The organism is Cellulomonas sp. Root485 (assembly GCF_001426705.1).
Classification (GTDB): Bacteria; Actinomycetota; Actinomycetes; order Actinomycetales; family Cellulomonadaceae; genus Cellulomonas.
Window position 1 is genome coordinate 1,344,442 of sequence record NZ_LMFC01000001.1, and the last position, 23,915, is coordinate 1,368,356.

General features: G+C 71.4%; 16 protein-coding genes. 11 read left to right on the top strand and 5 right to left on the bottom strand.

Going from position 1 to position 23,915, the window contains the following annotated elements; all coding sequences use genetic code 11:
• Positions 1–71: 71 nt before the first annotated feature.
• A complete protein-coding gene (ppdK, locus tag ASD16_RS06120) occupies positions 72–2,768 on the top strand; it encodes a pyruvate, phosphate dikinase (RefSeq protein ID WP_055914178.1) in 2,697 nt (898 codons plus the stop codon).
• A gap of 21 nt (positions 2,769–2,789) precedes the next feature.
• On the opposite strand, the gene ASD16_RS06125 is transcribed toward ppdK, so the two are convergent.
• Complete coding sequence (locus ASD16_RS06125) at positions 2,790–4,640, bottom strand: bifunctional UDP-sugar hydrolase/5'-nucleotidase (protein ID WP_055914180.1); 1,851 nt, start codon at positions 4,638–4,640, stop codon at positions 2,790–2,792.
• A gap of 103 nt (positions 4,641–4,743) precedes the next feature.
• Positions 4,744–5,727 carry a magnesium transporter CorA family protein gene (locus tag ASD16_RS06130; protein WP_055914183.1) on the bottom strand — a complete coding sequence of 328 codons (984 nt, stop codon included), beginning with the start codon at positions 5,725–5,727 and terminating at the stop codon, positions 4,744–4,746.
• Between the two features lie 403 nt (positions 5,728–6,130).
• On the opposite strand from ASD16_RS06130, the gene ASD16_RS06135 reads away from it, so the two are divergent.
• From ASD16_RS06135 to ASD16_RS06150, 4 genes are all read left to right on the top strand, one after another.
• Positions 6,131–7,834, top strand: coding sequence for a glycosyltransferase (locus tag ASD16_RS06135; protein ID WP_055914187.1), 1,704 nt, complete (start codon positions 6,131–6,133; stop codon positions 7,832–7,834).
• Positions 7,831–8,562 carry an HlyD family efflux transporter periplasmic adaptor subunit gene (locus ASD16_RS06140; RefSeq protein ID WP_055914190.1) on the top strand — a complete coding sequence of 244 codons (732 nt, stop codon included), beginning with the start codon at positions 7,831–7,833 and terminating at the stop codon, positions 8,560–8,562. Before ASD16_RS06135 ends, ASD16_RS06140 begins: the two co-directional genes overlap by 4 nt.
• The gene (locus ASD16_RS06145) at positions 8,559–10,700 is read left to right on the top strand and encodes a glycosyl hydrolase (RefSeq protein ID WP_055914192.1); all 2,142 of its coding nucleotides are present in this window, start codon (positions 8,559–8,561) and stop codon (positions 10,698–10,700) included. The genes ASD16_RS06140 and ASD16_RS06145 overlap by 4 nt, the downstream gene beginning before the upstream one ends.
• A 460-nt stretch (positions 10,701–11,160) precedes the next feature.
• Positions 11,161–14,514: a glycosyl hydrolase gene (locus ASD16_RS06150; protein WP_055914195.1), complete on the top strand. Its 3,354-nt coding sequence runs from the start codon at positions 11,161–11,163 to the stop codon at positions 14,512–14,514.
• Positions 14,515–14,563: 49 nt separating this feature from the next.
• Here the strand turns inward: ASD16_RS06150 and ASD16_RS06155 are convergent, their stop codons facing one another.
• Entirely contained in the window at positions 14,564–15,583 is a 1,020-nt protein-coding gene (locus ASD16_RS06155; RefSeq protein WP_369817923.1) for a LacI family DNA-binding transcriptional regulator, read from the bottom strand.
• A gap of 34 nt (positions 15,584–15,617) precedes the next feature.
• Between ASD16_RS06155 and ASD16_RS06160 the strand changes: the two genes are divergently transcribed.
• Together ASD16_RS06160 and ASD16_RS06165 are read left to right on the top strand one after the other, a co-directional pair.
• A complete protein-coding gene (locus ASD16_RS06160; RefSeq protein ID WP_082570709.1) occupies positions 15,618–17,612 on the top strand; it encodes an alpha-amylase family protein in 1,995 nt (664 codons plus the stop codon).
• Complete coding sequence (locus ASD16_RS06165; protein WP_082570617.1) at positions 17,605–18,135, top strand: pyridoxamine 5'-phosphate oxidase family protein; 531 nt, start codon at positions 17,605–17,607, stop codon at positions 18,133–18,135. The genes ASD16_RS06160 and ASD16_RS06165 overlap by 8 nt, the downstream gene beginning before the upstream one ends.
• Positions 18,136–18,140: 5 nt before the next feature.
• Here ASD16_RS06165 and ASD16_RS06170 read toward each other — a convergent pair whose 3' ends face one another.
• Positions 18,141–18,794: a TetR/AcrR family transcriptional regulator gene (locus ASD16_RS06170; protein ID WP_055914204.1), complete on the bottom strand. Its 654-nt coding sequence runs from the start codon at positions 18,792–18,794 to the stop codon at positions 18,141–18,143.
• A gap of 71 nt (positions 18,795–18,865) precedes the next feature.
• Here ASD16_RS06170 and ASD16_RS06175 point away from each other — a divergent pair, with 71 nt between their 5' ends.
• The 4 genes from ASD16_RS06175 to ASD16_RS06190 are packed head-to-tail and all read left to right on the top strand — an operon-like array spanning position 18,866 to position 22,491.
• The gene (locus ASD16_RS06175; protein WP_055914207.1) at positions 18,866–19,972 is read left to right on the top strand and encodes an NAD(P)/FAD-dependent oxidoreductase; all 1,107 of its coding nucleotides are present in this window, start codon (positions 18,866–18,868) and stop codon (positions 19,970–19,972) included.
• A gap of 15 nt (positions 19,973–19,987) precedes the next feature.
• Complete coding sequence (locus tag ASD16_RS06180) at positions 19,988–20,842, top strand: helix-turn-helix transcriptional regulator (protein WP_055914209.1); 855 nt, start codon at positions 19,988–19,990, stop codon at positions 20,840–20,842.
• Between the two features lie 10 nt (positions 20,843–20,852).
• Positions 20,853–21,647 carry an oxidoreductase gene (locus tag ASD16_RS06185; RefSeq protein WP_055914214.1) on the top strand — a complete coding sequence of 265 codons (795 nt, stop codon included), beginning with the start codon at positions 20,853–20,855 and terminating at the stop codon, positions 21,645–21,647.
• A 22-nt stretch (positions 21,648–21,669) separates the two neighbouring features.
• Entirely contained in the window at positions 21,670–22,491 is an 822-nt protein-coding gene (locus tag ASD16_RS06190) for an alpha/beta hydrolase (protein ID WP_055914216.1), read from the top strand.
• On the opposite strand, the gene uxaC is transcribed toward ASD16_RS06190, so the two are convergent.
• Positions 22,488–23,912, bottom strand: a complete 1,425-nt coding sequence (gene uxaC / locus ASD16_RS06195; protein ID WP_055914219.1) for a glucuronate isomerase — start codon at positions 23,910–23,912, stop codon at positions 22,488–22,490. The two genes, ASD16_RS06190 and uxaC, sit on opposite strands and share 4 nt — an antisense overlap.
• Between the last annotated feature and the right edge of the window lie 3 nt (positions 23,913–23,915).

Below are 23,915 nucleotides of genomic sequence, written 5' to 3' on the forward strand. Positions count from 1 at the left end.
TGCGGGAGTACTGTCGAGGGTAGAAGGAGACGAGAATTCCTCTCGTCCTGCCCTGCGAACAGGAGCCCTTCATGACGAGTTACGTCTCCCGGTTCCGTGATGGTGACAAGGACCAGAAGGACCTCCTCGGTGGCAAGGGCGCCAACCTGGCGGAGATGACGAACCTCGACCTGCCGGTGCCCCCGGGGTTCACGATCACCACCGAGGCGTGCCGCGCGTACATGCGCGACGGGCACGTACCGCCCGAGCTGCGCGTCGAGGTGACGCTGGCCGTCCGGGAGATCGAGGACGCGATCGGTCGACGGCTCGGGGACTTCCACGAGCCGCTGCTGGTCTCGGTCCGCTCCGGTGCGAAGTTCTCGATGCCCGGGATGATGGAGACGGTCCTGAACATCGGGCTCAACGACGCGTCGGTGAAGGGCCTGACCGAGTTCTCCGGCGACGAGCGGTTCGCGTGGGACTCCTACCGGCGGCTCATCCAGATGTTCGGCAAGACCGTGCTCGGGATCGACGGAGACGTGTTCGCGGCGGCGCTGGACGAGTGCAAGACCACGGTCGGCGCGACGACCGACGTCGACCTGACCGCGCAGGACCTGCGCGTGCTCGTGCAGAGGTTCAAGGAGATCGTCGTCGAGGAGACCGGTCGCGAGTTCCCGCAGCACCCGCGCGAGCAGCTCGACATGGCGATCGAGGCCGTCCTCGACTCCTGGAACACCGACCGTGCGCGGCTGTACCGCCGGCGCGAGCGCATCCCGCACGACCTGGGCACCGCGGTCAACGTCGTGAGCATGGTCTTCGGCAACCTCGGCGAGACGTCGGGGACAGGGGTCTGCTTCACGCGGGACCCGTCGACGGGGGAGAGCGGCGTCTACGGCGACTACCTCCCGAACGCACAGGGCGAGGACGTCGTCGCGGGGATCCGCAACACCCTGCCGCTGGCGGAGCTCGAGGTGCTGGACCCGGTCTCGTACGACGCGTTGCGGCACGCGATGCGACGGCTCGAGACGCACTTCCGCGACCTGTGCGACATCGAGTTCACGATCGAGCGCGGCAAGCTGTGGCTGCTGCAGACGCGCGTCGGCAAGCGGACCGCCGCGGCGGCGTTCCGGATCGCGACCGAGCTGGTCGACGAGAGCCTCATCACGATGGACGAGGCGATCACGCGCTGCACGGGGGACAAGCTCAACCAGCTGCTGTTCCCGCAGTTCGACGTGGGCAACGCGAGCACCGCCCGGCAGCTGCTGACCCGCGCGATGCCGGCGTCCCCGGGTGCGGCCGTGGGCGAGATCGTGCTGGACAACGCGCAGGCGCTCGAGCGCACGGCGGCCGGCGCCCACGTGATCCTGGTCCGCCGGGAGACCAACCCGGACGACCTGCAGGGCATGATCGTCGCCGACGGCGTGCTGACCGCCCGCGGCGGCAAGACGTCGCACGCGGCGGTCGTGGCGCGCGGGATGGGCACGTGCGCCGTGGTCGGGGCCGAGGAGCTCGACGTCGACCCGGTCCACGGCGAGGTCCGGGTGCGCGGCGAGGTGCTGCGCGCGGGGGACACCATCGCAATCGACGGATCCACCGGCGAGGTGTTCCGGGGCGAGGTCCCGGTGGTGGACTCCCCGGTGATGGTCTACATCTCCGACGGGCTGGACGCCGGGCTCGCGGCCGCCCGCGACCCGGAGGCCCGTGCGCTGGTCACCGCCGTCGACCGCGTGCTCCGGCACGCCGACCACGTCCGTCGCATGCACGTCCGCGCCAACGCCGACTCGGCCGACGACGCGCGTCGTGCCCGCGCCCGCGGTGCCGAGGGTGTGGGGCTGTGCCGCACCGAGCACCAGTTCCTCGGGGACCGTCGCCAGTACATCGAACGGCTCGTGCTGGCCGACACCGACGACGCTCGCCGGGCCGCGCTCGACGCCCTGCTGCCTCTCCAGCGTGAGGACTTCATCGGCCTGCTGGAGGCGATGGACGGCCTCCCGACGACCATCCGCCTCATCGACCCGCCGCTGCACGAGTTCCTGCCGGACCTCACCGAGCTGGCGGTCAAGGTCGCCGTGGCGGCCGAGCCGGACCCGAAGGACGTCGCGCTCCTGGCCGCCGTGGAGCGGATGCACGAGCAGAACCCGATGCTCGGTCTGCGCGGGGTGCGCCTGGGGCTGACGCTGCCGGGTCTGTTCGCGCTCCAGGTGCGGGCGATCGCGGAGGCGACCGTGCAGCTGCGCCGGGCCGGTCTGGACCCGCGGCCGGAGATCATGGTCCCGCTGGTCGGGTCCGTGCGGGAGCTGCAGCTCGTCCGCGAGGAGACGGAGCGCGTGCTGGCGGAGGTCAGCGCGTCGTCCGGGGTCCCGCTCGACGTGCCCATCGGCTGCATGATCGAGCTGCCCCGCGCAGCGCTGACCGCGCACCGCATCGCGGAGGAGGCCGACTTCTTCTCGTTCGGCACCAACGACCTGACGCAGACGACGTGGGGGTTCTCGCGCGACGACGTCGAGCGGGCGTTCTTCGCGGACTACCTGCAGAACGGGGTGCTCACCATCTCCCCGTTCGAGACGCTCGACGCCGACGGGGTCGGTGCGCTGGTGCGGGCGGGCGCCGAGGGCGGGCGCGCGACGAAGCCCGGTCTGCACCTCGGTGTCTGCGGGGAGCACGGGGGAGACCCCGAGTCGATCCACTTCTTCCACGACGTGGGCCTGGACTACGTGTCGTGCTCGCCGTTCCGGGTCCCGATCGCCCGGCTGGAGGCCGGTCGGGCGGCCGTCTCAGCGAAGCGCTGACACGGCCGCCCGGGTCGGGAGCTATGGCGTGACGGTCAGCGGCGTTCCGCCGGACGTCAGCTGCCAGTCGGGGTTCGTCGACGAGAACACCGCCGGGTCCACCACCTGGTTGGCGCTCACCCAGTCGATGAGCAGCTGCCGGATCTCGACCTGCCGGTTGTAGACGACCGGGGCCGTCGTGACGCCCGGGAAGTTGCCTCCGCCGGACTGCCGGTAGTTGTTGATCGCGACGACGAACTCCTGGGAGTCCGTCACCGGGACGCCGCCGTAGGCGAGCCCGACGATGCGGCTGCCCACAGGCTGCGCGAGGTCGATGTCATAGGTCAGCGGCTGGTCGAGCCCGCCCATGACGTCGTAGTTGTAGTCGGGCGTGCCGTTCGGGGCCGTCGGCGTCACCGCGTTGGTGAGGGAGGCGGCCGGGTAGGCGCCCGGGGCGAGGGCCGGCTTGAAGTACTCCGCCGACTTCTCCAGGTACGCCTTGACCTGCGCACCGGTGAGCTTGATGCCCAGGAGCGTGTTGTCGTAGATGTACAGGCCGGCGATGTCGCGGACCGACACGTCGCCCTGGGGGATGGCCGCGTCCTTGTTGAACGGCGCCGCGATCGACAGCACGGGCAGGTCGGCGTCGGCGCCCGTGAGCTCGGCCTTGACCGCACCCGCCTGCACGTAGTTGATGAAGTCGAGCACCGCGGTGTCCTCGTACCGGGCGGTCGCGGCGGACATGGCCTCGGTCGAGGTGCCGATCACTCCGTTGACGTAGTCGACGACGGTCTCCTGCTCGTCCTGGAGCAGGCTGACGATCTTCGGGTCGTCCGGCACGGTGTTCGAGTTGAGCACCGACGCGTCCACCGACTGCACCGTCCAGTGCCCCCGGCTGTACGACAGGTCGATGTCGAACACGGACAGGCGCTGCCCCCACTTCAGGGGCTCGGACAGGACGACAGGCTTGCCCGTGGCGGTGTTGGTGACCACGCGCTCGGCGATCTCCTGGTGGGCGTGACCCACGAGGATCGCGTCGATGCCGGGCACCTGCTGCGCCACGAGGGTCGCGGCGTTCTCGGGGAACGGCAGCGCGTCCCCGTAGGACGACGAGGTGTCGGCGCCCGAGTGCGCGGAGACGACGACGACGTCGGCGCCCTTGCGCTTCATCTCGGGCACGTACCTCGCCGCCTGCTCGACCAGTCCGCCGAAGCTCATCTGCCCCTCGACGTTCGCCTTGTCCCAGATCGCGATCCCGGGGTTGGTCAGGCCGAGGATGCCGACCTTCACCGGCTTGCCGGCGGGCGTCCGGACGGTCTTGATGATGTACGGCGTGAACGCGGCCTTGCCGTTCGTGTCGTTGGTGGCGTTCGCCGCGAGCAGCGGGAAGTCGAGCTGCTTCTCGAACGTGCGCAGGTACGGGATGCCGTAGTTGAACTCGTGGTTCCCGAGCGCGGCGGCGTCGTAGCCGATCGCGTTCATCGCGGCAGCCATGGGGTGCTCGACGCTCTTCGAGATGGGCTGGATCTTGGCGTAGTAGTACGCCAGCGAGGTGCCCTGGATCGTGTCGCCCGCGTCGATGAGCAGGGTGTTGCGGTCCCCGCGATCGGCCCGCACCTGGTTCACGAGGGTCGAGATCTTGGCGAGGCCCACGTCGTTGTGAGCGCTGTCGTCGTACTCGGCGTTCTTGAAGTAGTCCCAGTTCAGGGCGCTGCCGTGCAGGTCCGTGGTGCCCATGACGGTGAGCTGGTAGTCGGTGCCGTTCGGATGCCCGTGGCCGTGGCCGTGGCCGTCGCCGGCCGTCGCGGGCGAGGCGAGCGCCACGACGAGGACCGCAGCCGTTGCAGCCACCCCCGCCCTGACCCTGCCACGCTGCAGGATGGTGGAACCCATGTCGACGTCCTCCCGTGCTGTCGGTTCTGCACCGGGTTGCGGTGCGTCGCGCACGGTACTCCGTCCAGGTGTGGGCGACATGTCGGGCAGGTGACCGCCCGGCTCACCACCAGCCCTGGCGCTTGGCCCACCACAGCAGGCTCCCCGACATCGCGAGCATGACGGCGAGTGCGACACCGAGCGGGATCACGGTCGTCCGGTCGTTGACGATGAGGTTCATGCCGAGCACCGAGGCGAGCGCGGTGATGGGCAGGGTGACGACCGCGATCACCGCGAGCCGTTCGGCGGCGATCGTCATCTTGGTCTCGGTCCGGGTGCGATAGAACTCGATGACGCCCTGCAGGTAGTCCTTCTCCTCGCCCGCGAGGCCCGCGATGCGGTCGAACTGGTCGATCAGGTCGGTCACCAGGTGCCGGCTCTCGTCGGGGACGGCGCGCGGCAGCCCGGCCAGGCGCCGGTAGATCTCGGCGGTCTGCGCGGCGATCGTCTTCACGGCAAGGAGCCCGTGCCGCGTACGGAACATCTCGTCGAGGAAGTGCTCGGGGTTGCCGTAGGCGCCGTCGGTGACGCGTCGCTCCAGCTCCCACACGTCGCTCGTCAGGTCCTCGACGAACCTCTCCATGCGCCGCGTCAGTGTCGAGACGATCGCGTGGGAGATGTCGAAGGACGTCCGCGGCCGCAACCGGCCGGCGCGGATGCGCTCGAGGACCTCGCGGGTGTCGCGCAGGGCCACCTCGATCGGGACCGCCGGGTTGACCGGGCCATGGACGGTGACGAGGTAGCGGGGTCCGATCAGCCGGTCGAGCTCGACGTGGTGGACGTGACCACCAGCCCCGCGCTCCGGGGCGTGCAGGACGAGGAAGAGCGAGCTCGCGTACGCGTGCAGCTTGGGCAACCGGTTGCGGACCTCGCAGTCGTGCACGGCCAAGGGGTGCAGCCCGAACGTGGTGGAGAGCACGTCGGCGGCCTCGGGCGACCACTGCGGGATGTCCACCCACACGATCCCGTGCCGTCCGGAGAGGAGCTCGGGCAGCTCGTCGACCGCACACTCGCGGACGCCGTCGTCGGTGATGAGGTACACGTCCACGCTCCGCCTCCCACCGCCATCATGCTGCGGGAACGCGTCGGTCGCGCGCCCGGGAGCCGATGCGTGGATGGGCGCTCGACACCGTCCGCCCGGTGGCTGGCGAAGGGTCGCGGGGGAGTTCACCCACCCCCGTCCAGGCGTGGTCGCCCTGCCGTTCCCACATCGTGGACGCGTTCTCACGCTGTGACGTGGCGCACCGTCGTTGGGGTGGACATGTCCCGATGTGCTCCGTAGCGTCGTTGTCATCACAAGGGCGGCGGCGCCTGTCGGAACCGGGTTTTCAGCACCGGGACCTCAGGTCCGACGCCCTTCGTGCATCTGGCGCCAATGTCGCTGTCACACCGGTCAGGTGGGCCCGTGAGCCCACCCGGCCGTCCGACTGGACGACCGAAGGGCGCGAAGAATGGCCACGACGTTCGACAAGCTTCTGCTCGAACCACGCCGATCCGACCAGGTCAGGATCAAGCCCACGAGGGCGGGCGAGAACCAGTCCGCCCAGAGCCCGTCACTCATGCTGCTCGTCCTGCTGGCCTGCGCCGGCGTCATCATCTACGCGGTGTTCCTGCTGAACCCGGCCAACCGGGGCGACTGGCTGCCGTACACGCTCGTGATCGTCGCGGAGTCCGTCCTCGTGGCGCACGCCCTGCTGGCGATGTGGACCGTGCTGTCCAGCGGGCACGACCCGCGCGGGTTCGCGTTCCACCACGCCCAGGACCGGCTGTACGACCTCGGCGAGATCATCCGCGACAACACCGAGAAGGACCCGCGCGCCTGGCGCATGTACCTGCAGGAGTGGCCGATCACCGTCGACGTCTTCATCACGACGTACGGCGAGGACCTCGAGACCATCCGGCGGACGGTGTCCGCAGCGGTCGCGATGCAGGGCAAGCACGACACGTGGGTGCTCGACGACGGTCGGTCCGACGAGGTCCGCGACCTCACCGCGGAGCTCGGTGCGCGGTACATCCGGCGGCTGTCGAGCAACGGCGCCAAGGCCGGCAACATCAACCACGCGCTGTCGATCGCCAAGGGTGACTTCTTCGTCATCTTCGACGCCGACTTCGTGCCGCTGCCGCAGTTCCTGCACGAGACCGTGCCGTTCTTCGCCACCGACGACGTCGCGTTCGTGCAGACGCCGCAGGTGTACGGGAACCTCGACACGGTCATCTCCAAGGGCGCCGGCTACATGCAGTCGGTGTTCTACAAGTTCATCCAGCCCGGCCGGAACCGGTTCAACGCGGCGTTCTCGGTGGGCACCAACGTCATCTACCGACGCTCCGCCGCGGACTCGGTGGGCGGCATCTACTCCGACTCCAAGTCGGAGGACGTCTGGACGTCGCTGATGCTGCACGAGAAGGGCTGGCGGACGGTCTACATCCCGACCGAGCTCGCCGTCGGTGACACCCCCGAGACCGTCGAGGCCTACACCAAGCAGCAGCTGCGCTGGGCGACGGGCGGCTTCGAGATCATGCTCACCCACAACCCGCTGGCGCCGAAGCGCAACCTCACGATGGACCAGCGGCTGCAGTACCTGGTGACCTCGACGCACTACCTGACCGGCATCGCGCCGCTCCTGCTGATCCTGGTGCCACCTCTGCAGATCTACTTCAACCTCACGCCCATGAACCTGACCATCACGCCGCTCACCTGGGCGCTGTACTACGCAGGGTTCTACGTGATGCAGATCCTGGTGGCGTTCTACACCTTGGGCTCGTTCCGGTGGCAGGTGCTCCTGCTCGCCGCGGTGTCGTTCCCGATCTACACGCGTGCCTTGATCAACGCCATCTTCAAGAAGGACCAGAAGTGGCACGTGACCGGGCAGAAGGGCGCGTACCGCTCCCCCTTCGCGTTCATGGTCCCGCAGGTCCTGTTCTTCCAGTTCCTGCTCATCACCACGGTGGTCGGCCTCTGGAAGGACATGGGCAACGGGTACGGGAGCCTCGCGGTCGCCTGGAACGCCACCAACACCCTGATCCTCGGAGGCTTCGTCGTCACCGCCTGGAAGGAAGGCCACCGCGCCCGAGGCGCCATCAAGGCGCAGAAGCGCGCCGCTCGATCGACCCCTGCGACCGTCCCCGCCACCGCACTTCCCGGAGGTGCAGCATGACCTGGACCAGCCGCATCCGACTGCTCGCGAGCATGCTCGTCGTGCTCGTCGTCGCCGCCCTGGCGACCTACCAGCTCAACGAGACGCGAGGGGTCGCCGTCAGCGACTCCGCGCAGATCCTCGCCAAGTCCTACGGCGTCGGCACGCCCTACTCGGGTCTGGTCGTCGACCAGCTCGTCGACGTCGGGGACGAGGTGACGACGGGCCAGCAGCTCTTCGTCATCGACTCGGCGACGCTCCAGTACGACGTGAAGAACGGCTTCGCACGCACGTCGACGGAGGCGACCCAGATCGACGCCGAAGGTCGGCTCGTCGTCCTTGCCACGGGCGACGGCGTCGTGACCGAGATCGCCTCCGAGCGGGGCACGTTCGTCCAGTCCGCCACGCAGCTGGCGACGGTGCAGCGGGCGGACACCCTGTACGTGCAGGCCGAGTACACGCTCACACCGAAGGAGTACGCACGGGTGGCGGACGACGCCACGGCGACCGTCGTCCTGCCGAACCAGCGCACGATCACGGTGCACGTGTCCGAGGTGAAGGTCGAGACCGTCGCGGGCAGCGCCCAGGCGGTGCTCACGCTCACCGGCGGCTCGCTGGTGGACGGTGCGCAGAACGGCCTGGTCTCCGCGGGTACGCCCGTGACCGCCGAGCTGCAGCTGGACAACGACGGGGTGGTGACGCGGACCGCGGCCTCGGTGAAGACCTATCTGGGAGGACTCTTCCGATGACGACTCGAACCACAGACTCCTTGACCGAGGTGCGACCCCCGCCCACGACCCGGCGCCGGTGGTGGGTGATCGCTGCGGCGGGCGCGGTCGTCGTGGCACTGGTGGCGGTCGTCGTGGCGGTCGCCCCGTGGGCGAAGGACAGCCCCGCGCCGGCCGCCGGTGGCGGTCCCGGGTCGGCTCCCGTCGCCGACGTGAGCGGTCCGCCCGACGCGACCCCGCCGGAGGTCGACACCGCGGCTCTCGTCGCGGCCGTCCCGGCCGAGTCCCTCGCCAAGATCGACCCGGTGCGGCTCGCGCCCGGCGTGGTGCCGCCCAGCAACCGCTGGTACAGCGGCCTCGTGTTCGGGGAGCAGCCGCAGCCGGTGTTCGCCGAGCCCCTCTCGTTCGGGCTCACGGACTCGGGCTTCACGCTCGGGCTGCCGACCCCGACGGTGGACTCGAAGGTCATCATCGCGCCGCACGTGCCGGCCGTGACCGTGGACGCCGGCGCCGCCTCGGCCCAGGTCAGTGCCGCGGACCCGGTGAGCGTCACCATCGACCTGCTCGACGGGTCGGGCGCGGTGCTGGGCCACGTGGTGCTGGCGGCGGGCTCGCCGTTCGTCAGCCTCACGGCCGAGCAGGACGTGACGCTGAGCTCGACCGTGGCCGGCGGTGCGTTCGAGCCGGGCGACGACGGCGCGGCGACCGCCGACGCGGGCACCTCGCAGTGGGGGCTCGTGGGCGGGACGACGGACGGCGGCTCGACGACGCTGAGCGCCGGGTCGACGGCCACCTGGTACGCGCTGCCCCCGGACGCGACCGACGCGGCGGCGACCACCCTGCGCACCGCGGCAGCCGACCCGGTCACCGGGGTCGACGTCACCTACGGCGTGGACGACCAGGTCGCCCGCACCACCCTCACGTACCGCACGGCCGGCGGCGCGCCGACCGCGTACGTGCTCATGCCGCACCACCGCACCGGCGACCAGCCGGAGCGCGAGGACTGCGGGCTGGGCGCCTACCCGAGCGTCTACGGCGACCTGGAGCTGTGCGCCGGCTCCCAGCTGACCTCCTTCGCACCGGCGCTGCCGGCCACCGGACAGCTGGACCTCGGCGGCATCTCCGACGACCAGCGCACGGCGATCGTCGACGCGCTGAAGGCCGATGTCGCGGACACCCCGGCGTTCCCGTCCGACACGTACTTCGGGGGCAAGGCGCTGAACCGTGCGGCCTCGCTCGTCGTGCTCGGCGAGCAGCTGGGGGTGCCGGACGTCGTGGCCGACCTGCGGGCCACGACCACCGACGCCCTGCGGGAGTGGGCCGAGCCCGACGGGTGCACGCGGCGCGACGCCCGGTGCGTGGTGTACGACGAGGGCGCCCGGTCGGCCATCGGCCTCACGCCGTCGTTCGGCTCGGACGAGCTCAACGACCACCACTTCCACTACGGCTACTTCCTGGCCGCGGCTGGCCTGCTGGCGACGGACGACCCGGCCCTCGCCGACGAGCTCGCACCCGTGATGAACCTGCTCGCGCAGGACATCGCGGCGGCGCAGGCGTCGAGCGAGCTGCCGCAGCTGCGGTCGTTCGACCCGTACGCCGGGCACTCGTGGGCGTCGGGGACGTCCCCGTTCGCCGACGGTAACAACCAGGAGTCGTCGTCGGAGGCGGTCACCGCCTGGAACGGCCTGGGCCTGTGGGCGCAGGCGTCCGGCCAGCCGGAGCTGGCGACGGAGGCCACCTGGCTCGCGTCGACCGAGGCGCTCACGGCCCGGACGTACTGGACGGCGCCGGACCTCGAGCAGTTCGAGGGCTTCGACCACACCATGGTGTCGCTCAACTGGGGCGGCAAGCGGGACTACGCGACGTGGTTCAGCCCGGAGCCGAGCGCGATCCTCGGGATCCAGCTCATCCCCATGGGTCCGGTGCAGACCTCGATCGCGCTGGGCGTGGACCCGGAGCAGATCCGGGCGTCCGTCGAGGAGGCGACCCCGGGCGGGTACGGCGTGCAGTTCGGCGGCTACCTGCTCATGTACCGGGCGCTGGCCGGCGCGGACGACGCGGCGGCTGCCTGGGAGGAGGCGATGAGCCTGCCCGACGTCGCGATCGACGACGGCACCTCCCGTGCGGCGACGCTGGCGTTCATCGCGGCGGCCGGCTGACAGCAGCGACACGGCGCCCGTCCCGAGACCTCGGGGCGGGCGCCGTCGTGCTGCCTGCGAGCACCGGCCGGAGTCGTACCGGCGCTGTCTGAGGTGATTCAACACTTGACTTTCACCCGGTCCGGGCAGAAGGTGAGCGCAGGAGTGACACGAGTCACCTGGTCAAACCGTCCTCACCGGCGAGGGCGCGCTTCCCGGGTCGGTTCGACATCCACCCCTCGGCCAGCACACGGTCCCCGTGCCGCGGCCGGCTCACTGCGGGCGTTCCCGCCCGCACGTACCGCACCGGGCTGACGCCGTCAGCCCAGGGCCGCTCAGGCTCGGCGCAACGTCGCGCCGGATCTGACGGCCGAGCTCCAGACCGGCCGTCGTCGGGCGGCCGGACCATCGCGCCCTCAGGCCCGTCGTCGTCGACCCTCTGGTCGGTGCGCCGCGCCGTACCTGAACGGAGCCACCCGGAATGTCTGCTCACCCACGACCGATCCCGTCCCGTCGTCCGCTGGACCGTCGCCGCCTCGTCGCGATGGTCGCGGTCGGTGCTCTGCTGGCGTACCTGGTGCAGGCGATCGCCCTGCCGGTGGCGCGTGCCGAGGCGGTGACGGTCGGGTCGGGCAGCTATGCGGAGGGCACCCCCACGGGTGGCGCCGTACCCACGGAGTGCAACAACACCCCGATCACCAACCCGCGGGCCCACGTGACGGCGAACTTCCCGGCCGGTGCGATCCCGACGAACGACTGGTGGACCTCGCTGCTGTGGCGCAAGTTCAACTGCGCGTCGGTCTCCGAGAACCTCATGGCGCACCCGCTGGCCTTCCACGCGTACACCACCGGGCTCGGCGTGAGCTACCCGACCACCGCGAGCATCTCCGGGACCGCCACGGGCGTGGGGGAGTACCACTACAACTACGCCGAGGACTTCAAGCTCGGGATCGCCGGGCTCGACGCGGACGGGAAGGTCGACGGCTACTCCGACTGGACCGTCAGCGAGCTGTGGACCAACGGCGGCAGCAGCCTGCGCACCACGTTCGGTCACGGCCTGCCCTTCGTCTACGCGACGAAGACCGGCGGCAACGCGACGCTGACGGGTGCGGCCACCCCGACGGTGTGGAGCAACGCCAACGCGGCGATCGGCTACACGATCAACGGGCACGACTACGCCGCCTTCGGCCCGACGGGGTCGACGTGGTCGGTCTCGGGCAGCACGATCAGCTCGTCGCTGAACGGCGGGACCTTCTTCTCCGTCGCAGTGCTGCCCACCACGCCGAGCAGCAGCAACGCCGACCGTGCCGCCGCGCTGAACGCGTTCGCGCCCTACGCGCACAACCACGTGACCGGCACCAAGGTCTCGTGGTCGTACAACGAGGCCACCGCCAAGATGACCGCGACCTACGCGTTCACCACGACCGCACGCCAGGGCTCGGGCACCGGCACGGTCTACGCCCTGTACCCGCACCAGCGGGACAACCTCGCGGGCGTCACCCTGAGCAGCTACTCCTACACCTCCCCGCGCGGGCCGATGCGCGTCGTCGTCGGCAGCTCGCAGTTCCAGACGGTGACCACGTTCAACGGTGTGCTCCCGCAGCTGGCGAACACCGGCTTCGCGGCCGGCTCCGCCGACGCCACGCAGCTAAACGGGTACGTCTCCCAGGTCGCCGCGAGCGATCCCTTCGCCGGGTTCGGCGACGACACCTACTGGACCGGCAAGGCGTTCGGGCGGGCCGCGCAGGTCGCGCAGATGGCCAACCTGACCGGCAACACCGCCGCCCGCGACACGCTCGTCGGCGCGATGCGGACCCGGCTCACGGACTGGATGACGGCGTCGCCCGGCGAGACCACCCGGTCGTTCTGGTACAACCCGTCGTGGGGGACGCTGATCGGCTACCCGGCCTCCTACGGCTCGGACACCGACCTCAACGACCACCACTTCCACTACGGCTACTACGTGGTGGGCGCCGCCACGGTCGCGCAGTTCGACCCCTCGTGGGCGGCGCAGTCCGCGTACGGCGGGATGGTCAACACCGTCATCAAGGACGCGGCCAACTGGGACCGCACCGACACCCGGTTCCCGTTCCTGCGCGACTTCGACATCTACGCGGGGCACGACTGGGCCGCCGGGCACGGTGCGTTCGCGGCCGGCAACAACCAGGAGTCGTCGTCGGAGGGAATGAACTTCGCCAGCGGCCTGATCCAGTGGGGCCAGGTGACCGGCAACACCGCGGTCCGTGACCTGGGCATCTACCTGTACACGACGCAGGCCTCCGCCATCGAGAACTACTGGTTCGACACCGACGACGAGGCCTTCCCGGCCGCGTTCGGGCACTCCACCGTCGGCATGGTCTGGGGCGACGGCGGCTCCTACTCGACGTGGTTCAGCGCCGAGCCGGAGATGATCCAGGGGATCAACCTCCTGCCGAGCACCGCGGGGCACCTGTACCTGGGCTACAACCCGTCGTACATCAGCCGGAACATCGCCGAGCTCGAACGCAACAACGGCGGTCCCGCGACGGTCTGGCAGGACATCATCTGGGAGTTCCAGGCCCTGGCCGACGCCCCGACGGCGCTCGCGCAGTTCCGCTCGCAGGCGGGTTCGTACGCGGTCGAGGAGGGGGAGTCGCGGGCGCACACGTTCTACTGGCTCGAGAGCCTGTCGGGCCTGGGCACCGTCGACCGGTCGGTCACGGCGAACACCCCGCTGCACGCGGTCTTCGTCAAGAACGGGGTCCGCACCTACCAGGCGGCGAACATGAGCGGGTCGGCGATCACGGTCACCTTCTCCAACGGCGTCACGCTGGCCGTCCCGGCGCGCTCGGTGGCCAGCTCGAACACCACCGTGCCGTCCGACACGACGGCACCCACGACGCCGGCGTACCTGACCGCGTCGGGCACGACAGCGACCTCGACCAACCTGTCGTGGACGGCGTCGACCGACAACGTGGGCGTCACCGGGTACGAGGTGCTCCGCAACGGGTCGGTCGTCGCCACCGCATCGGGCACCACCTACGCGGCCGGCGGGTTGTCGGCGTCGACGACCTACTCGTTCACGGTCCGGGCCCTGGACGCGGCGGGCAACCGCTCGTCCAGCAGCACCCCGCTGTCCGTCACCACGTCGGCAGCCACCGGCGACACCACGGCTCCGTCGACCCCGACGGGCCTGGCCGCGTCGGGCACCACGTCCTCGGCGACCACCCTCGCGTGGTCGGCGTCCACCGACAACGTGGCCGTGACCGGGTACGACGTGCTGCGCGGCGGCACGGTGATCGGCTCGACGTCGAGCCGGACGTACACGGCGAGCGGCCTGTCGCCGTCCACCGCCTACACGTTCTCCGTGCGGGCGTACGACGCGGCGGGCAACCGGTCAGCGGCCAGCAGCGCGGTGACCGTCACCACGTCCGCGGGGTCGACGGGCATCGACGCCACCTCGCGGATCCAGGCCGAGGCCTGGTCGGGGATGGCGGGCGTCGCCAAGGAGACGACGTCGGACACCGACGGCGGCCAGAACGTCGCCTGGATCGCCAACGGCGACCACCTCCGGTTCGACAACGTCAGCTTCGGGAGCACCGAGCGCAGGACGTTCACCGCCCGGGTGGCGTCCGGCGCGGCCGGAGGGGTCAGCGGACTGGTCAACGTGCGGCTCGACAGCCTCACCGGCCCGTCGATCGGCAGCTTCGCCATCGCGAACACCGGCGGCTGGCAGACCTGGCGGACGATCCCCGCGAACATCCAGGCCACGACCGGTACCCACACGGTCTACCTGACGTTCGACTCGGGGCAGCCGGCCGACTTCATGAACATCAACTGGTTCACGTTCAGCTAGCGGACGCTCGCGGCCCGGCAGCATCTCCACGCTGCCGGGCCGCGGTGCGTCACGTCGAGTCGCGGGCGATGACGTGGAAGACGTCGTCCGGCTGGGCCGGGGGCTCGACCGAGTCGTCCAGCGCGGCCAGGACGGCGTCGGCGAGGTAGCGGGCCTGCGCGTCGATGGCCTGCCAGATCGTCGTGAGCGCCGGTGCGGCGAGGCGTGCGGCGGGGATGTCGTCGACGCCGATGACGGCCACGTCCTGCGGCGTGCGCAGCCCTTCGGCGCGCAGCCCGGACAGGACCGCGAGCGCCACCTCGTCGTTGTAGGCCGCGATGGCGGTCACGGGCTCGGCACCGGCGCGCCAGCTCCGGACGGCGGCGACGGCGGACGCCACGTCCAGGTCGACCACCTGGACCTCGGGAGCGGGCAGTCCGAGCTGCTCGCACCCCTGGGCGGCACCGGCGAGCCGGCGGTCGGCGAACGCGGCCAACCGGTCGTCGCTCGGGGCTGCGTACCCCATGACGCGGTGGCCGCGCTCGGCGAGGTGCTCGACCTGGAGCTGGCCGATCCGCGTCTGCGGGACGGAGAACGTCCCCGGGTGGGTGATCTCGTCCAGGGCGCTCCCGACCACCTGGATCCCGGCCTGGCGCATCGCGCGCTCGTCCTCCTCCGCGAAGGGCGCGAGGCCGAGCACGACACGTGGGGTGACGGCCCGCCACAGCTCGGACAGCGGTCGCGGGCCTCGCGACTGGTGGACCAGGACGGACAGCCCGCGGTCGGCCAGGCGGGTGGTCAGGTGGTCGAGCAGGGTGTCGATGACCGGGCCGATGGTCCAGTTGGGCAGCACGCACAGGACCAGGTCGCTGCGGCCGGAGCGCAGGGTCCGGGCGGCGGCCGACGGCGTGTAGCCCAGGCGGGCGGCGGCGTCGCGGACGCGCTGCCGGGTGGACTCCGGGATGGTGACGCCGGTCTTCCCGTTCAGGACGTAGCTCACGGTCGTCCGTGAGACGCCGCTCTCCCGCGCCACATCGGCACTCGTCAACCGTGGCACGGTCCTCCGCCTCCCCGTTGCTGCTCCGGCCACACCTTAGTCCGCAGCACCCGGTGCTCAGATGCGCATGCGCTCCCCGGTTGACGGGCGTGGTCCGGCGGGTGAGTCTGCGAGGGTGACCGGCCGACGTGGTGTCCCTCTGGTGAGCGGTCCTGCGGGGAGTGCGGTGCCGGACGCGGTCGCCGCCGCGCGGCAGCCGCGGACGACCGACGCGCAGTGGGACACGCTGATGGCGCGTCTCGACCGGCACTTCGGACGGCTGGAACGCCTCCTCGAGCAGGTGTACGGGTCGGGGGACGCCACGACGCGCGAGCTGGCGCTGCTCGCGGGGCAGCTGGCGACGAGCTGGCAGGAGCGACCCGCCGACCTGCACGCGCTCGACGCCGCGCGCGAGGCGGACCCGGCCTGGTTCACGTCCCAGCAGATGCTCGGCGGGGTGCTGTACGTGGACCGGTACGCGGGCGACCTGGCGGGGGTCCGCAGCCGGATCCCGTACTTCGAGGAGCTCGGCCTGACGTACCTGCACCTCATGCCGCTGTTCGAGGCACCGCCGGAGAACTCCGACGGGGGTTACGCGGTGTCGAGCTACCGGTCGGTCGACCCGTCGCTGGGCACGATGGCGGAGCTGGCGGACCTGGCGTCCGAGCTGCGCCGGCACGGGATCGCGCTCGTCGTCGACTTCATCTTCAACCACACGTCGGACGAGCACGTGTGGGCCCGCGCGGCGCGAGCCGGGGACCCCGAGCACGAGGCCTTCTACTGGATCTTTCCCGACCGGACCATGCCCGACGCGTACGAGCGCACGGTGCGGGAGATCTTCCCCGACGACCACCCCGGCTCCTTCGTGCCGGTCCCCACGCCCGACGGGCTCGGCGAGCGGTGGGTGTGGGCGACGTTCCACTCGTTCCAGTGGGACCTCAACTACGCCAACCCGGCGGTGTTCCGGGCGATGGCGGCGGAGATGCTGTTCCTCGCGAACCAGGGGGTGGACATCCTGCGGATGGATGCCGTGGCATTCATCTGGAAGCAGCTCGGCACGTCGTGCGAGTCGCTGCCGCAGGCGCACCTGCTGCTGCAGGCGTTCAACGCGGTCTGCCGGATCGCCGCACCGGCCGTCCTGTTCAAGTCGGAGGCGATCGTCCACCCGGACGAGGTGATCGAGTACATCTCCGTCGACGAGTGCCAGCTGTCCTACGACCCGCTGAAGATGGCGCTGATCTGGAGCGGCCTGGCGACGCGGGACGGCCGCCTGCTCCAGCAGGCCATCGACCGGCGGCACGCTCTGCCGCCGGGGACGTCCTGGGTGAGCTACGTGCGCAGCCACGACGACATCGGCTGGACCTTCGCCGACGAGGACGCCGCCGAGCTCGGCATCGACGCCGCCGCGCACCGCCGGTTCCTCAACCAGTTCTTCGTCGACCGGTTCCCCGGGTCGTTCGCGCGCGGTGTGCCGTTCCAGGACAACCCGCGCACGGGGGACTGCCGGATCGCGGGCACGACGGCGTCGCTGGCGGGCCTGGAGGCGCGCGACGCGGGTGCGGTCGACCGGATCCTGCTGGCGCACGCGATCGTGCTGTCCACCGGTGGGCTGCCGCTGCTGTACCTCGGCGACGAGGTCGGCCAGCTCAACGACTACGCCGCGCTGGACGAGCCGGGCCACGGCGAGGACTCCCGCTGGGTGAACCGTCCGCGCTACCCGGCGGCCCGGTATGCCGAGCGGGACGACCCGTCCACCGACGCAGGGCGGATCTACGCTCGGCTGCGGCACCTGATCGACGTCCGCCGCCGCACGCCCGAGCTCGCGGGCAACGCCCTCATCACGTTCGACACCCACAACCCGCACCTGGTGGCGTACCAGCGGCCGGGGCTCGGCACGCTTGTCCTGGTGGTCGCCAACCTGGCGGACGATCCGCAGCACGTGGACGCCACGACGTTCTCGGGTCTGCCCCCGTCGGCCGACGACCTGATCGCCGGCGGCGTCGTCCACCTGCGCGACGGGCTCACGGTCCCGGCCCACGGCGTGGTGTGGCTCCGGGTTGTACGAGGAGGAACGCATGAGTGAGGCAGGACCTACCGGTGTGATCGACCCCAGGTACGGCGACGCGTCGGCCAGTGCGCCACCGTGGACCGACATCGAGCGCCGCTTCTCGGAGGCAGGCCTCTACTGGATCGTCACCGTCCGCACCGACGGGCGCCCGCACGCCGTCCCGCTGGTCGGTGTCTGGCACGACGGCGCCTTCGCCTTCTGCACCGGCCCGCACGAGCAGAAGCTGCACAACCTCGACGCCAACCCGCACGTGGCGGTGACCACGGGCAGCACCGGGTCCGGCGGGTGGGACACCGGCGTCGAGCTGGTGCTCGAAGGGGAGGCGGTGCGCGTCACCGAGCCGGGCGCGCTGCAGTCGCTGGCGGACGCCTGGTACGCCAAGTACGGCGAGGACTGGGCGTTCGACGTCCGCGACGACCGCTTCGTCGAGCGCAGCGACTCCGGTGGGGGCTCGGAGGGCGCCTGGGTGTACCGGGTCGTGCCGGCCAAGGTGCTGGCGTTCGGCGGCGGTCACGGGCAGACCGCGTACCGCTTCTGAGCAGCTCAGCCGGTGACGGTGAGCGAGCGCGTCCAGACGTCGGCGAGCCACGTCCCGAAGCGTTCTGTCGTCCAGCCCCGCTCGTGCACCAGGAGCGCCCAGTGCTCCGGTCCGTTCATGCTCCACACGATGTCCGCCATGTCCTCGTCGGACAGGTCGTCGCGCAGCTCGCCGGTCACGCGCAGGTCCGCGACGAAGTCGCGCATGTTCGCGGCCCGTCGCGACGAGATCGTCGTCCACAGCTCCCGGCAGTCCTGGTCGGTCGACGACGCCTCGCGCAGCGCGAGGTAGACGGGCCCCAGCCGTCCCTGGATCTGGGCGACGGCGTCGGCGTAGATCCGGATCTTCTCGCGGGCGCCCGCCGCCTGCCGGATCCGGACCACGTAGTCACGTTCCGCGGCCGGCACCGCGTGGTCGGTCCCCGAGATGGACGTCTCCACCACCTCGCGAAGCAGAGCAGGCTTGCGTCCCACGGCGGCGTAGACCGTGTCGACGGCCACCTGTGCACGGGCAGCGACCGCGGAGACCGTGGTACCGGCGTAGCCCTCGCGCAGGAACAGCTCGCGTGCGGCGCCGATGACGGCGGACCTCGTGGCGGCCGCCTGCTCCGCGCGGCGGGGCGAGTGGTACGACCGACCACCGTTGACGTCCTGCGACATCCGCCTTACCCTCCAGGGATTCGTCCGAACCAACTTCGGATGAAAGAGTAGCAGGGCGCGAGGGAGCAGACGTGGACGTCGAGAGCGTGCAGACCGTGGTGGTCGGCGGCGGTCAGGCAGGGCTCGCGGCCAGCCACGAGCTGTCGGCCCGGGGTCTGCCGCACGTCGTCCTCGAGGCCGGCGAGCGCGTCGGGAGCTCCTGGCGCCGGCGGTGGGACTCGCTGCGGCTGTTCACGCCGGCCCGGTACGACGCGCTGCCGGGTCGCCCGTTCCCGGGCGACCCGTGGTCGTTGCCGACGAAGGACGAGCTCGCCGACTACCTGGAGGCGTACGCGGCGGACCTGCCCGTACGCACCGGCGTGCACGTGCGACGGGTGTCGCGGTCGGGGGCGGACTACCTCGTCGAGTCCGACGCCGGGACGTGGCGCGCGCAGAACGTCATCGTCGCCACCGGGTTCGACAGCGTTCCTCGTGTCCCGGAGTACGCGAGCGCGCTGCGCCCGGACATCGTCCAGCTCGACGCCGGTTCCTACCGCCGACCGGACCTGCTCGGCCCGGGCGACGTGCTCGTCGTCGGCGCCGGCAACTCCGGTGCGGACATCGCGCTCGAGCTGGCGGCGACCCGTCGCACGTTCCTGTCCGGCCGGCACCCCGGGCAGGTGCCGTGGCGGATCACCCGTCCGCTGGCCCGGCCCCTGAACCGGCTGGTCTTCTGGGCGTTCGGTCATGTGCTGACCACCGGGACGCCGATCGGCCGTCGCGCCCGTGCGGACGTGCTCGCTCACAGCGGTCCGCTGATCCGGGTGAAGGCACGCGACCTGTCCGCCGCCGGGGTCCAGCGAGTGCCGCGGACCGCCGGGGTCCGGGACGGGCTCCCGGTGCTCGACGACGGCCGCACGATGAACGTCTCGACCGTCGTGTGGTGCACGGGCTTCGACCCCGATCACCGCTGGATCGACGTACCCGTGCTCGATCTCCAGGGGCGTCCCGTGCACGAGCGCGGCGTCACGGCCGCGGAGGGTCTGTACTTCCTCGGCCTGCTCTTCCAGCACTCGCTGGCGTCGTCGATGGTCAGCGGTGTGGGCGCCGACGCGGCCGTCGTCGCGCGTCACATCGCGGACCGGACCGCAGCGGGTGAGCCTGTCGCAGCGCCGGCGACGAGGCCTGCACCCGCCTGACCGCTACCGTGCGCTATGACCGCTGCGGGCCCACTGGGTGACTACCTGCGCGCACGACGTGATCGGTTGCAGCCGAGCGACGTGGGGCTGGTGGTGGGCGCGGGAGCGCGACGGGTGCCCGGCCTGAGGCGCGAAGAGGTGGCCGTGCTGGCCGGCATCAGCACCGACTACTACCTGCGCCTCGAGCAGGGCCGCGATGCGCGCCCGTCCGACCAGGTCCTCGACGCGCTGGCGCGGGCGCTGCGGCTCGACGCCGTGGCCACCGACTACCTCCACGCGCTCGCGCGACCGGCGGAGCACGCCGGTGCCGCCGAGCAGGGTGACGTCGTCCACGACGCGACGCGGTGGCTGATCGACTCGTGGCCGCTCACCGCCGCGGTCGTCCACAGCCGGTACGTCGACGTCCTCGCGTCCAACCGTCTGGCGCGACGGCTCAACCCGAACTTCCGGTCGGGCGTCAACAGCGTGCTGTCGTTGTTCGAGGATCCGGCGGAGCGCCGGTTCCACGACGACTGGGAGGCGCTGGCTGCCCGTTCTGTCGCGCTGCTGCGGGCCACGGCCGAGGCGCGTACCGGAGACACCCGGTTGGAGGCGTTGGTCGCGGCGGGCGCCGCCGGCAGCGCGATGTTCCGGGAGCTCTGGGAGCGGCAGGACGTGCGCCGCATCGGCGACGGTGTGCACGTCCTGCACCATCCGCTCGTCGGCGAGCTCCGGCTGACCTTCCTGCGGCTGCCGCTGGTCGACTCGCACGGCCAGTCGCTGTTCCTCTACTTCGCGGAGCCGGGGTCGCCCAGCGAGGCGGCGATGCAGCGGCTGGCGGGTGATGGGGGGGACCAGCAGGGCCAGGAAGCGGGCGCTCCCGAGGTCTAGCGTCGCGTGCGTGGACCTCCATCTGGCGGGCAAGGTCGCGGTCGTCACGGGCGCGAGCAAGGGCATCGGTCTCGCAGTCACGCGGGCACTCGTCGCGGAAGGCGTGTCGGTGGTGGCCGGGGCGCGCTCGGTCACCGACGAGCTCGTCGCGCTGTCCGACACCGGTCAGGTCCTCGCGGTCGCGATCGACCTCGCCGACGCCGACGCTCCGGCAGAGCTGGTGTCGCGGGCCGCCCACTTCGGGGGGCTGGACGTCGTCGTCAACAACGTCGGCGCCGTGACGCCACGCACCACCGGCTTCCTCGACGTCAGCGACGACGACTGGCACGCCACCCTCAACCTCAGCCTGATGGCCGCCGTGCGCACGACGCGCGCAGCCATCCCGCTGCTCCTGGACCGGGGGAGCGGCACCGTGGTGACGATCTGCTCGGTCAACGCCTACCTGCCGGACCCCGGGGTCATCGACTACTCGGCCACGAAGGCGGCGGTCTGGAACCTGTCCAAGTCGCTGTCCAAGGAGTTCGGCCCCCGGGGCCTGCGCTTCAACACGGTCAGCCCCGGGCCGGTCGCGACGCCGCTGTGGCTCGGCGAGACCGGCGTCGCGGCCACGGTCGCGGCGAGCCTGGGCGTGTCGCTCGACGAGGCTCGGCGGCGGATCATCGAGGAGGCGGGCGGGTTCTCCACGGGTCGCTTCACCGAGCCGGAGGAGGTCGCCGACCTCGTCCTGCTGCTGGCCAGCGACCGGGCGGGCAACGTGACCGGTTCGGACTTCCTCATCGACGGCGGTTTCACCAAACAGCTGTGACCACGATCCCGAAGGAGCTCTCATGCCCGGCACACCCGTCGTGTTCATCCATGGTCTCTGGATCCACTCGTCCGCGTGGGCGCCGTGGCTGGAGCTGTTCGCCGAGCGCGGGTACTCGCCGACAGCGCCCGGCTGGCCCGGTGACGCGGACACCGTCGCCGAGACCCGGGCCGCCGCTGCCGCGCTCGACGACGTCGGGATCGAGCAGATCTGCCACCACTACGCCGACCACATCGAGACGCTCGATGCCAAGCCGATCGTCATCGGGCACTCGTTCGGCGGGCTGATCGCACAGGAGCTGCTCGCCAACGACCTGGCCGTCGCGGCCGTCGCCATCGACCCGGCACCGATCAAGGGCGTCAAGACCCTGCCCTTCTCGCAGCTGCGCTCCGGGTTCCCGGTGCTGGGCAACCCGGCGAACAAGAAGCGGACCGTCTCGCTCACGGCCAAGCAGTTCCGGTACAGCTTCGGCAACACCCTGACCGAGGAGGAGTCCGACGCGCTGTTCGAGGCGTGGACCATCCCCGGGCCGGGCCGGCCGCTCTTCGAGGACGCCACGGCGAACTTCCGGCGGAACTCGCCCGCCAGGGTCGACACCCACCACGCCGTCCGCGGCCCGCTGCTGATCACCTCCGGCAGCGAGGACCACACGGTGCCCAAGGCGGTCACCCTCGAGGTGGCGAAGATGTACGAGGACAACCCGAGCTCGATCACCGAGTACCACGAGTTCCCCGGCCGCGGGCACTCGCTGACGATCGACGCCGGGTGGCGGGACGTCGCCGACGTGGCCCTCGAGTGGCTCGCCGCGCAGCGCCTGGACGCCCCGGTCGCCGAGCGGGCCTAGAGGCCGAACACCTCGGTAGGCCTGCCGCGGACCAGGTCCACCACGGCGTCGGCCGCCTCGTCCTCGTCGAGCCGGTGGTCCGCCACCAGCCCCGCGAGGTAGCCGGCGTCGAGCCGGCGCGCCATGTCGTGGCGGGCCGGGATCGAGCAGATGGCCCGGGTGTCGTCGATGAACCCGCTGGTCCGGGACAGACCGGCGGTCTCGGAGACGGCCGAGCGCCACCGCCGGATCGCGTCGGGGGCGTCGAGGAACCACCACGGAGCGCCGACGTACACCGACGGGTAGAAGCCAGCGAGCGGCGCGAGCTCGCGGGAGAACACGGACTCGTCGAGCGTGAAGAGCACGAGAGTGAGGTTCGGGTGGGTGCCGTACCGGTCGAGCAACGGACGCAGGGCGTCGGTGAAGGCGCCGGGCAGCGGCAGGTCGTGACCGGTGTCGGGGCCGAACCGTGCGCCCGTCGGCCGGTGGTGTCCCCGGCGCACCCCGGGGTGCAGCGTCATGGTGAGGCCGTCCTCGGTCGCCATCCGGGCCATCTCCAGCAGCATGTGCCGGCGCAGGGCCGTCGCCTCGTCCGGGGCGACGGTCCCGGCCAGGGCTGCGTGGTAGATCCGCTCGGCCTGCGCCGCGTCGAGCGGCTCGGTCCCCACGTCCTCGTGGCTGTGGTCGGTCGACACACCGCCGTGCCGCCGGAAGTGGGTGCGGCGGTCCTCCATCGCGACGATCCAGCCGGCGTAGCACCCGGTGTCGACGCCGGCGACCGCGCCCAGGTGCAGGACGTCACGCGCCCAGTCGGGGCGGCCGACCTCGAGGTACTTGTCCGGCCGGAACGTCGGGACCACCCGACCGGTGAACGACGGGTCGGCGCGCAGGGCCGCGTGCGCGGCCAGGTCGTCGGCCGGGTCGTCCGTGGTGGCGAGGACCTCGATCCGGAACCGGTCGAACAGCGCGCGCGGCCGGAACGCCGGCCGGGCGAGCTGGTCGGCGATCCCGTCGTACAGCACGTCGGCGGTCGCGGCGCTCGGCCGCACGTCGAGGCCGAACACGTCGACCAGCGCGCTCTCCAGCCAGTACTTGACGGGGGTGCCGCGGTACACGGACCAGTGGGTGCAGAGCAGACGCCACGCCTCGCGGGCGGCCTCGGGCGACAGTGGTCCCTGGCCGACGCCCAGCTGGTCGAGCGGCACGCCGGACGCGTGGAGCAGCCGGGTGACGTAGTGGTCCGGCGTGACCAGCAGGGTCGTCGGGTCGGCGAACGGCCGGTCCTCGAGGAGCAGCCGCGCCTCGACGTGCCCGTGCGGGGAGAGGATCGGCAGGTCGCTGACCTCGTCGTAGAGGCGGCGGGCGATCGAGCGCACCTCGGGCGCGGTGGGCAGCAGCCGGTCGGGGTGCAGGCGCAGGGCCTGTGCAGTGAGCGTCGGCACGTC

What these genes read in the sequence shown, in the direction of transcription:
- ppdK (WP_055914178.1), top strand. Translation starts at nt 72, where the DNA reads ATGACGAGTTACGTCTCCCGGTTCCGTGATGGTGACAAGGACCAGAAG.
- ASD16_RS06125 (WP_055914180.1), bottom strand. Translation starts at nt 4,640, where the DNA reads ATGGGTTCCACCATCCTGCAGCGTGGCAGGGTCAGGGCGGGGGTGGCT.
- ASD16_RS06135 (WP_055914187.1), top strand. Translation starts at nt 6,131, where the DNA reads ATGGCCACGACGTTCGACAAGCTTCTGCTCGAACCACGCCGATCCGAC.
- ASD16_RS06140 (WP_055914190.1), top strand. Translation starts at nt 7,831, where the DNA reads ATGACCTGGACCAGCCGCATCCGACTGCTCGCGAGCATGCTCGTCGTG.
- ASD16_RS06145 (WP_055914192.1), top strand. Translation starts at nt 8,559, where the DNA reads ATGACGACTCGAACCACAGACTCCTTGACCGAGGTGCGACCCCCGCCC.
- ASD16_RS06150 (WP_055914195.1), top strand. Translation starts at nt 11,161, where the DNA reads ATGTCTGCTCACCCACGACCGATCCCGTCCCGTCGTCCGCTGGACCGT.
- ASD16_RS06160 (WP_082570709.1), top strand. Translation starts at nt 15,618, where the DNA reads ATGCGCTCCCCGGTTGACGGGCGTGGTCCGGCGGGTGAGTCTGCGAGG.
- ASD16_RS06165 (WP_082570617.1), top strand. Translation starts at nt 17,605, where the DNA reads ATGAGTGAGGCAGGACCTACCGGTGTGATCGACCCCAGGTACGGCGAC.
- ASD16_RS06170 (WP_055914204.1), bottom strand. Translation starts at nt 18,794, where the DNA reads ATGTCGCAGGACGTCAACGGTGGTCGGTCGTACCACTCGCCCCGCCGC.
- ASD16_RS06180 (WP_055914209.1), top strand. Translation starts at nt 19,988, where the DNA reads ATGACCGCTGCGGGCCCACTGGGTGACTACCTGCGCGCACGACGTGAT.
- ASD16_RS06190 (WP_055914216.1), top strand. Translation starts at nt 21,670, where the DNA reads ATGCCCGGCACACCCGTCGTGTTCATCCATGGTCTCTGGATCCACTCG.